The organism is Acidobacteriota bacterium (assembly GCA_009861545.1).
Classification (GTDB): Bacteria; Acidobacteriota; Vicinamibacteria; order Vicinamibacterales; family UBA8438; genus WTFV01.
Genome location: VXME01000102.1, coordinates 74,128 through 83,040, shown reverse-complemented (window position 1 = coordinate 83,040; position 8,913 = coordinate 74,128). Strand labels below are relative to the sequence as shown.

11 protein-coding genes are annotated in these 8,913 nt (G+C 70.8%); 6 read left to right on the top strand and 5 right to left on the bottom strand.

Translation table 11 applies throughout. The features are described from left to right. The coding region (locus F4X11_16935) for a hypothetical protein (protein ID MYN66689.1) at positions 1-401 on the bottom strand (401 nt) is incomplete at its 3' end. Between the two features lie 105 nt (positions 402-506). Between F4X11_16935 and F4X11_16930 the strand changes: the two genes are divergently transcribed. From F4X11_16930 to F4X11_16910, 5 genes are all read left to right on the top strand, one after another. Continuing rightward, a complete protein-coding gene (locus F4X11_16930; GenBank protein MYN66688.1) occupies positions 507-764 on the top strand; it encodes a CopG family transcriptional regulator in 258 nt (85 codons plus the stop codon). A 3-nt stretch (positions 765-767) separates the two neighbouring features. Continuing rightward, positions 768-1,199, top strand: coding sequence for a type II toxin-antitoxin system VapC family toxin (locus F4X11_16925; protein ID MYN66687.1), 432 nt, complete (start codon positions 768-770; stop codon positions 1,197-1,199). A 76-nt stretch (positions 1,200-1,275) separates the two neighbouring features. Then, positions 1,276-2,625, top strand: coding sequence for a PQQ-binding-like beta-propeller repeat protein (locus F4X11_16920; GenBank protein ID MYN66686.1), 1,350 nt, complete (start codon positions 1,276-1,278; stop codon positions 2,623-2,625). Then, on the top strand, positions 2,585-4,408 hold the full coding sequence (locus F4X11_16915; protein MYN66685.1) for a hypothetical protein: 1,824 nt from the start codon (positions 2,585-2,587) through the stop codon (positions 4,406-4,408). Before F4X11_16920 ends, F4X11_16915 begins: the two co-directional genes overlap by 41 nt. A 125-nt stretch (positions 4,409-4,533) precedes the next feature. Then, complete coding sequence (locus tag F4X11_16910; GenBank protein ID MYN66684.1) at positions 4,534-4,863, top strand: helix-turn-helix domain-containing protein; 330 nt, start codon at positions 4,534-4,536, stop codon at positions 4,861-4,863. A 90-nt stretch (positions 4,864-4,953) separates the two neighbouring features. On the opposite strand, the gene F4X11_16905 is transcribed toward F4X11_16910, so the two are convergent. The 4 genes from F4X11_16905 to F4X11_16890 form a co-directional block, all read right to left on the bottom strand. Continuing rightward, positions 4,954-5,355, bottom strand: a complete 402-nt coding sequence (locus tag F4X11_16905) for a hypothetical protein (protein MYN66683.1) — start codon at positions 5,353-5,355, stop codon at positions 4,954-4,956. A gap of 68 nt (positions 5,356-5,423) precedes the next feature. Next, a complete protein-coding gene (locus F4X11_16900) occupies positions 5,424-7,253 on the bottom strand; it encodes a GMC family oxidoreductase (protein ID MYN66682.1) in 1,830 nt (609 codons plus the stop codon). 34 nt (positions 7,254-7,287) lie between these two features. Then, entirely contained in the window at positions 7,288-7,902 is a 615-nt protein-coding gene (locus F4X11_16895; protein ID MYN66681.1) for a twin-arginine translocation signal domain-containing protein, read from the bottom strand. Between the two features lie 84 nt (positions 7,903-7,986). Continuing rightward, entirely contained in the window at positions 7,987-8,199 is a 213-nt protein-coding gene (locus tag F4X11_16890; protein ID MYN66680.1) for an addiction module toxin, HicA family, read from the bottom strand. A 69-nt stretch (positions 8,200-8,268) separates the two neighbouring features. Here F4X11_16890 and F4X11_16885 point away from each other — a divergent pair, with 69 nt between their 5' ends. Beyond that, on the top strand, positions 8,269-8,889 hold the full coding sequence (locus F4X11_16885; GenBank protein ID MYN66679.1) for a Uma2 family endonuclease: 621 nt from the start codon (positions 8,269-8,271) through the stop codon (positions 8,887-8,889). The last annotated feature ends 24 nt before the right edge of the window (positions 8,890-8,913 follow it).

Below are 8,913 nucleotides of genomic sequence, written 5' to 3'. Positions count from 1 at the left end.
CTGGGGGGGGGGCGGGGGTTCTCCGGGCGCCCCCCCACCCTTTTGGGTGCGCCGGGGCCCCCCCCCCCCCCCCGGGGGGGGCCCCCGTCCATCGCGCCGAGGACGTTGACCGGGCTCGCCGGCCGGATCTCGTCGCCGCGGTTCATCGGGGTCGGGCCCCAGAAGAGGCAGAGGGCGCTGCCCGGCGGCCAGTACGCCACCGCGCCCTTGTCGACGGTCGCCTGTGCGTCGGCCGCCTCCGCCGCCTCGACCGGAATCGGGAAGTAGATCTCGTCGCCCCAGGTCTGGACCTGCCCGGTGATCGGCAGCGCATCCCACACCGCGTCCGCCGTCGACGAGTCGTTGAGTGTCGCCGACACGCTCACCGCACCGGCCCGAATCCGTATCCGTCTGTCGCCCATGGTCGTATTACCTCTCCGGCCGGATGATAGAACGGGTCCGGAGCGCCGCACGACCCGGTGCTCGATCCGGGATGCATTGATGCAGGCAAGGTATGATCGCGCATCATGCGTACCACGATAACGATCGACGAGCATCTCCTGGCACAACTGAAGCAGCGCGCCGCAGATTCGCGCACGTCGGTCAGCCGTGTCATCGAACAGGCGGCTCAACTGTTGATGCAGGAGCCGGCGGCCGGGAACGAGTCAGAGCCGTTCGAGCTGGTCACGTTCGGGGCCGGGGGGCGCTTCTCGCGCCACAACATCGACAAGACGTCTGCGCTTCTTGAAATGGACGATCTGGAGCGATTCAAGGATGGCGGGTGATCCATGCAGCTCCCCGACGTCAACGTGCTGATCTACGCGCACCGCGAGGATGCGCCCGAGCACGAGCGGTACGCGTCCTGGCTTCGGGCCGCAGTCGCATCGCCCGCACCCGTCGCTCTGTCGGAGGTAGTGCTGGCCGGCTTTCTGCGCATCGTCACGAACCGGCGGATCTTCGATGCCGTCCCGCCCATGGAGACCGCGATCTCCTTTTGCCAGGGGCTCGTGGCACGGCCGCGCGCGGTCTTCGTTGCCCCGGGCCGTCAGCACTGGGACATTTTCGTCGGGCTGTGTAGTCGCATCCAGGGGCCATTGGTTACCGACGCGTACCTCGCGGCGCTTGCCATCGAGCACGGATGCGAGTTGATGACCACCGACAGCGACTTCGCCCGGTTTCCGGGACTTCGCTGGGGGCATCCGCTCCGCCCGCGGCGCTGATGGTTGCCGGCGCACGCTGGCGGATCCGAATGGACCGCCGCTGTATCGATGAGGCGGACTGTGAGAGGATGAGCGAATGCGCGCCAGCGTGAAGACCGTCGTCGCCCTCGTGATGGTTGCCGCGGCCACCTGGCCGCTCGGCGCCGCGGACTGGCCGGAGTGGCGGGGCGCTGGCCGGCTCGGCGTCTGGACCGAGACGGGCATCGTCGAGACGTTCCCAGAGGGCGGCCTGACCGCTGCCTGGCGGACGCCGATCCACGGCGGCTACGCAGGACCCGCGGTGGCCGACGGGCGTGTCTTCGTCACCGACGCGCGGCGTCCCGACCCGCGCAGCACCGCGGCCGTCGAGCGGGTTCTCGCGCTGGACGAAGAGACCGGCGCCGTCCTCTGGACGCACGAGTGGGAGACCAACTACGCCGGGCTCCAGCTCGCCTACGCGATCGGGCCGCGCGCGACGCCGACCGTCGACGGCGATCGGGTCTACGCGCTCGGGGCGATGGGCAACCTGCTGGCCCTCGACGTCGCCGACGGCCGGGTCCTGTGGCAGAAGGACTACGTCCAGGACTTCTACGCGTCCGTTCCCTCGTGGGGCATCAGCGGCGCGCCGCTCGTCGACGGCGACCGGCTCATCTGCCTGGTGGGCGGCGAGCCCGACGCCAAGGTGATCGCTTTCGACAAGCACACCGGCGAGGTGCTCTGGGAGGCGCTGTCCTCCGACTGGGAGCCGGGGTACTCGGCCCCGTTTCTGATCGACGCGGCCGGGGTGCCGCAGCTCATCATCTGGCACCCGCGGGCCATCAGCGCGCTCGATCCGGAGACCGGGTCCGTCTACTGGGAGGTGCCGCACATCGTCGACATGGGGATGAGCGTGCCGACCCCGGTGCATGCCGATCCTTACCTGTTCGTCACCTCGCAGTGGGGCGGGGCACGCATGCTGCGGCTGGCCGAGAGCCATCCCGACGCGACGCTGATCTGGCAGGGGATCGGCGAGAGCGATCCGGAGTACGGGCGCGATCACGACACGCTCGACTCGGTGATCAGCACGCCGGTAATCCAGGGCGACTACGTCTACGGCGTCGACGGCGAGGGGAACCTGCGCTGCCTGGAGCTGCGCACCGGCCGGCGGGTGTGGGAGACGGCCGAGTTGATCCGCGACCCGGCGCGCTGGGCCACGGCGTTCTTCGTCCGGCACGGCGATCGCTACTTCATCAACACCGACGGCGGCGACCTGGTGATCGCGCGGTTCTCGCCGGAAGGGTACGAGGAAATCAGCCGCACGCGCCTGATCGAGCCGACCAGCCCCTACGTGCGGCGCCGGGCGCAGGGGCCGTACGTCAACTGGTCGCATCCGGCCTACGCGAACCGGCACGTCATTGCACGCAACGATGAAGAGATCGCACGCTTCTCGCTGGCCGCGGCGCCCTGAGTCCGGGAGCCGGTCGGTTACGGCGTCCGGCGCCTCCCTCGGCTCGAACGGACCGCGCGGTGCGCCGTATCGGACCGGCGACGCCGGCGCGGCGCCGGTCCGCCCGAGCCTGTTCCCGGCCGGGACGGCGCTGGCGGTCTGCATGGTGGTGGGGACCGCCTGCGCAGCCGTAACGGCGCCGGCGTGGTGGCCGCTCGCGCCCGCGGCGACCCTGGCGGCGGGACAGCAGAACGGCTCGCCGCGGCTCGTCGCGGTCATCGCGGACCTGCACATGGGCCTCGGCCGGGACGAGGCCGGGGAGTGGCGCGTCGAGGAGGATTTTCGCTGGGGAGACGAGTTCGCGCTCTTTCTCGAGGCCCTGGACGCGGAGGGCGGTGGCGCGGCCGACCTCGTCCTGAACGGCGACACCTTCGAGCTCGACCGGCTTGCAGGGGAGCGCTGCGCGGCCGACGACCCGGCGCTCGGCTGCACCGCGCCGGAAGCGCTGGCGCGGCTGGAGCGCGTGCTGGCGGCGCACGCGGACACGGTGGACGCGCTGGCCGCGTTCGCGTCTTCCGGGGCGAACCGGCTCTTCCTTGTACCGGGCGAGCATGACGCGGCGCTGCTGTTTCCGGCCGTGGCGCGGCGGGTGGAACGGGCGCTCGGTGCTCCCGGCGCGCGCGCCGCAGTGGTGGCGGACGGAGTCTGGCGCTCCGACGACGGCCGGATATACGCCGAGCACGGCCACCAGATCGGCTGGCGCGTCGACCGCTTCGAGGCGTGGCCGGCGCCGTTCGTGGAACGGGCCGGGCAGCGGCATCTGACGCGGCCCGCGCAGGCGGCTGCCGTCGATGCCTTCTTCGACGAGCACGAGGCGCGCTATCCGGTGGTCGACAACTTCGCGGACGAGGGCGCCGGGCTCACTCACGGTCTGTCCGCCGCGGGGATTGACGATCTCGGAGACGCGGCGCCGGCGCTGCTCCGCTACGTCCTCTTCCGAATGCCGTGGCAGCAGTTCCGGCTGGATCTGGACGCCGGCGACGTGCGGCCGCCGGCCTGGGATCTGGAAGCAGTGCGGGCGCAGGGGCCCGCCCTGCTGGTCGATTCGCTGCCGAACGACCATCGGTTCAAGCCGCTGGCGCAGCGAGCGCAGGAGGCGGGTCTCCTGACCGCGCTCACGAACGACCTGGACGACGCCGAGCTCGTGGCCCTGTGCGACTACCGGGCGGCGGCGCGTCGCGCGCGGCGCCGCTTCGAGCGCGTGCTCACGCAGTTCGACCCCCAGGGACCGCCGGTGCGCGAGTGCCCGCGCCTGCCGGACAGCCGCGGCGGACTGTTCGACTATTTCTGGCGGACGCGCGACCTCGTCTACGGCGGGCGGCTGGAAGCGGCGCAAGACGGCGCGCCGGCCGCCGCCGGGCCCATCGCCGTGTTCGTCCACAATCACACACACCTGATCGACTGGCGCCAGCGCGTGCTGGAGCTGACCCGGCTGGGCCGCACCGTCATCGTCGACGGCTTCTCGCCGGTGCGCAACGCCCTCTCGCCGGTGGTCGTCAACGGGGGCCCGTGGCAACGGACCATCACCCCCGTCCAGTTCGGCCGCCTGCAGGCCGAACACGCCCTGTCCGACGCCGAGTTGCTGGAGGCCCTGCAGCCCGAGCATCTCGCGCCCTGCTACGGCTTCGTGCAGATCGATCCCTACGACGACACGCCGGCCCTCCCGGCGATCCGCTACTGGCGGCAGGCGGAGAGCGGCGGCTGGGAGATGGCGCCCCGGTGCGGCCGGCAGCCGGCGCTGTGACCTACAGCCAGTCCCGCCAAGCCCGGACGTCGACGCCGTTCCGGACGTAGCTCTCGCCGCCGCCGTAGACGAGGGTGGCCGGAACGGACCGCCCCGCCTGCGCGCGCCAACGGACAGAATGACGATTGAATCTGCAAATTGCACAGTCTGATTTCGGTCATACCGGACGAGGGCTCGTGAGGAATCCGCTCCCGCGGCGATGCGCCTCAGCGCAGTTCGCGGCCGGCACGTCTCAGCCGGCCATCGCGCGGTACGAGGCGGGTCAGGCCCGGCCGCGATTCGAAACCGCACAGCGCTGCGTGGAAGCCTGCGGCTTCGTGCTGCGGACCGAGTTGGAGCGGACGAGTCCGCAGCGACGAGCGGCGGCCGAGGCCGCCCTCGCGCGCAGTGTGGAGGACCGCCTGCGCACGAACGACGCGTTCACCCGGTTTGCTGCAGAGTTGCGCCGTGGGTGATCCGGACGCGCCTCCGCTCGACTCCGAATCGCTCGTTGGTCTTCTGGACCGGCACGGGAGACCCTGCTGACGAGTTCGTGCTGGCGTCCTTCAGGTGTTGGATCTGTTGGACCTGCCCGGACCCGCCGCCACGGGCAGGGGGCCGGCGGCGACGAGCCGCTTCCGGCGCGCATCGACCAGGGCGGCGAATCCCTCGATCGTGCGCGCGCCGAGCAGGCGCAGATCGCCCGGTCGCGCAAAGACCACCTCGTCGACGGTCTCAAAGCCGCTGCTGCGCAGGTACGCGTAGCCGACGTCGCGCGTGATCCGTGTGCCGTTCGCCATGACGAACGCGAGATCCTTCTTGCTCACCCCGACACCCGCGCGTGCCAGCAGCTCCTCGGGAAGCCAAGTGTATTCGGAGCCGGTGTCCACCATCACGCCGGCGATGTTCACCGGCGGTTGCTTCCCCGTGAGCTCCTGCAGCTCGCAGTCCACCTTGAACGCGCCCATGACCATCCATCGTAGCCCGGAAACCATCGCCTTGCGGCACCAGGTATTGGTGCGGGCGGGGCGCCTACCTACGCCGGCCGGGCGAGGATGTCGTCCACGGTGCGGCAGGCGAGCGCGAGCATGGTGAGGGTGGGGTTCTGGGTGCCGACGCTCGGCATCGAGCCGCAGCCGGCCAGGTACAGGTTCGGATGGTCCCAGGTCCGCTGCCACGCGTTCACGACCGAATCGGCGGGAGCGTTTCCCATGACGTGGGTGCCGCACATGTGGCCGGCGCCGCGGTAGTTGTAGTCCTGGCCGTCGTGCCGAAAGGCGGCCGGCGCGGTGGCGTTGGTCATGGTGTGGTCCGTCGCGCCGAGCAGGTCCATGATGCGCGTGGTGGCGGCGCGCGCCGAAGCGAAGCCGGCCCGCACGTACTCCGAGACGCCATAGCGGATGCGCGGCCGGGCGATGCCCAGGTTGTCCGTCCAGGTGTCGGACAGCTCGACCCGGTTGGACGGGTCCGCCTCCTGCTCGACCAGGAAGGCGAGCCGGAGCTGCCGCGTCAGGATGCCGTTGACGGTCTCCAGGTACTGCCGATTCGACAGGATGCGCCGCTCCGGGTTGGTGCCGCTGTCGTTGCGGCCGTAGATGAAGTCCGCCCCGGTCACGTAGGGATCGCCGATTGGCCAGGTCCAGCCGCCGTTGCCGATCTCGATGCGCCAGGCGGCCCGTCGGCGGCGGAACGGACCGTCGCGCAGGGTCTCGATGCCGGAGGTCGACTGCGGCCCGCGGTAGCCGTAGAACGGGGTCGCGGCCGGCATCAGGCCCCAGGCGAGATACACCGGGTGGTCCATCAGGTGCCGCCCGACGAGGCCCGAAGAGTTGGCGACGGGCCGGCCGGTGACGCGCTCGGTGTTCAACAGGATGCGTGCGTTCTCGATGGCGTGCGCGGCCAGTACATAGACGCCGGCCGTGGCGACCCCTTCCCCGGTCCGGCCGGTGGCGGCGGGCACCGAGACGTCGTCGTAGGTCAGGTAGTGGAGGCCGGTAACCGCGCCGGCCTCGTCGATGTGAACGGCGTCGACCACCGCCTTGGCGAGCAGCTCGACGCGGCCGGTGTCGAGCGCCGACCGCAGCGCCTCTCGCGGGTCGTACTTCGCGCGCACCGGGCAGATCGGCGTGCAGCTCGTGCTGCCGCGGCAGGGGCTGCGGTTCATGAATGGCCCCGCGTTGCGGCCCGCCGGGGTCGGCGTCGTGCGCGCCACGGCCGGAGAGTCGGCCGCGATTGCGGCGCCGTCTACCCGCGCCTGAAAGATCCGATCGCCGTGGGAGGGCGGGATCGGTCCCTGGGGATAGTCGTAGCCGGCGCCGTACGGGATGCCGTTGACTTCCTCCTGCTCGGCCCGGTCGCCGGCGACGCCGATGAGCTGCTCCGCCTGTCCGTAGTACGGCTCCAGGTCGTCGTAACCGAGCGGCCAGTCGAGGCCGTGTCCGTAGGTGGAGCGGAGGGCGAAGTCGGCGCCGTCCATGCGGATCGCGGTCCCCATCCAGTGGTTCCCGGTCCCGCCGGCGAGACGCTCGGACGTGCTTCCGAAGGGCAGCGACCCGGGCGCGTGCTCGAGGTAGGAGCGGGCCGGGTCGTTCCAGGCGAACAGCAGGGCCTCGGTGGTTGGCCGCGGCGCGTTCGTGCGGCTCGGATCCAGCGCGCCGGCGTCAGGCGGATAAGGCGCGGTCGGCGTCTTGATCGTGGCCAGCAGGTAGCGCTCGAACAACTCGCCGTGCGTCGTGTCGAGCCCTGGTCCCGCCTCCAGGATCAGCACGCGCTTGCCGGCCCGGGCGAGGAGCAAGGCCATGTTGGCGCCGGCAAAGCCGGAGCCGACGATGACCGCGTCGTAGCGTTCCTGCCGCGTTCTGTTCATTGGAACGAATGGTCCCGCGTCCGTGGGGCCGGAGTCAGGCGTCGCGAAGGAAGTCCGCGAGGTCGGGCGGGGGTTCCGACCAGTTCCCCGGCGTTCCCGCGACACCCGCAGGGCTCGTCTGCGCGAACCGCCAGATCCAGGCGTTGCGGTACGCGTCGACGGAGACGACCAGGTCCGTGCGGTGGGCTGGGGCGAGGTAGGCGGCCGAGCCCGGCATGCGGGCCGTCTCCATCCCGCCGTACCAGACGCCGTAGAGCCACATCAGCATCGTCAGCCGCGCCACTGCGCCCACGCCGTCGGGCCGCGGGCTCCCTTCGGTTTCCAGCAGGCGCCGGGCGACGCCCGCCGCCGAGGTGCTACCGGTAGAGGCCTGTCCGAACTCGGCGAGCAGGGCTGCGAGCGCATCGGGGGCGGCCTCGCCGCACAGAGCATGGAACGTGTCGGCGAGCGGCGCACCGCCCGGCCGCGGCGCTGGCTCCAATGCGGCGGCCTCGATCCCCAGCAGCGCGGACGACAGCCGCAGGTAGTCGCGCGGCACAGGCGGCACGCCCGGCTGGCCGGTCTTGGCCCAGACCGGGATTCCGCCCGCGAGCAGCAGCGAGCCGGCGGCACCGGCGCCCTTGATCACCGAACGTCGCGTAAGAGCCATGTAACCGTACGAGCGTATCACCGGGCCGCTCGGGGAGTACTCCAACCACCAGCCAGAAGCTGTGTCCTTGCGTCGGCCGGATGGTCAACGGACAAGTTGGAGGAATTCCTCCCGTGTCAGGCCGGCGTCGCGAATCAGCGCCCTGAGAAGGCCCCGACCCAATTCGCGGTGCCTCGGGACCGTGAGCCGTCGGCCGGTTGGGCCGATCAGGATCATGTGGCTACCCTCCATGCGGTCGAGCGTGAATCCGATCCTGGCGACCGTCCTGAGGAACTGTTGGGTGCCTCCGACGCGCATCGGAGCGTCGGGTCGGGGATCCGCCGGGTGTAGTACGCTGGATGCGGCCAACCGGAAGAGCCGGCGACGATGACGACGCCCTTACGGCACGCGGAACTCGACGGAGACAGGGAAGCTGGCCGTCTGTTTCTGGCGCTTCCGCCGGTCGTGCGCCTCGACGACGATCAGTTCTACGAGTTGTGCCGGTTGAACCGCGAGTTGCGCATCGAGCGCGCGGCCGGGGGAGGTCTATCCATCATGCCGCCCGCCGGAGGCGACACCAGCCGCAGGAACGCCGAGATCGTGAGACAACTCGCGAACTGGGCCAGTCGGAACGGAGCTGGGACCTGCTTCGACTCCTCCTGCGGCTTCGTCCTCCCGAACGGCGCGGTTCGCTCTCCGGACGCTGCCTGGGTACTCCGCGAGCGGCTGAATGCCCTGACGGAGCGTCAGCGCAGCCGTTTTCTTCCGCTGTGTCCGGACTTCGTGGTGGAATTGCGCTCGCCGACCGACAGCCTGCCGGTTCTACAGGACAAGATGCGCGAGTACGTGGACAACGGCGCCGGCCTCGGCTGGCTGATCGATCCGTTGCGGGCGGAGGTCTTCGTCTACCTGCCGGACGGTTCGGTCGAGTGCCTCCAGGCGCCGGCGTACCTGTCGGCCGATCCCCTCCTGGCGGGATTCCGTCTGGAACGGGACGAGATCTGGTAGTCGTTGACACGTCCGCCGCCAGCC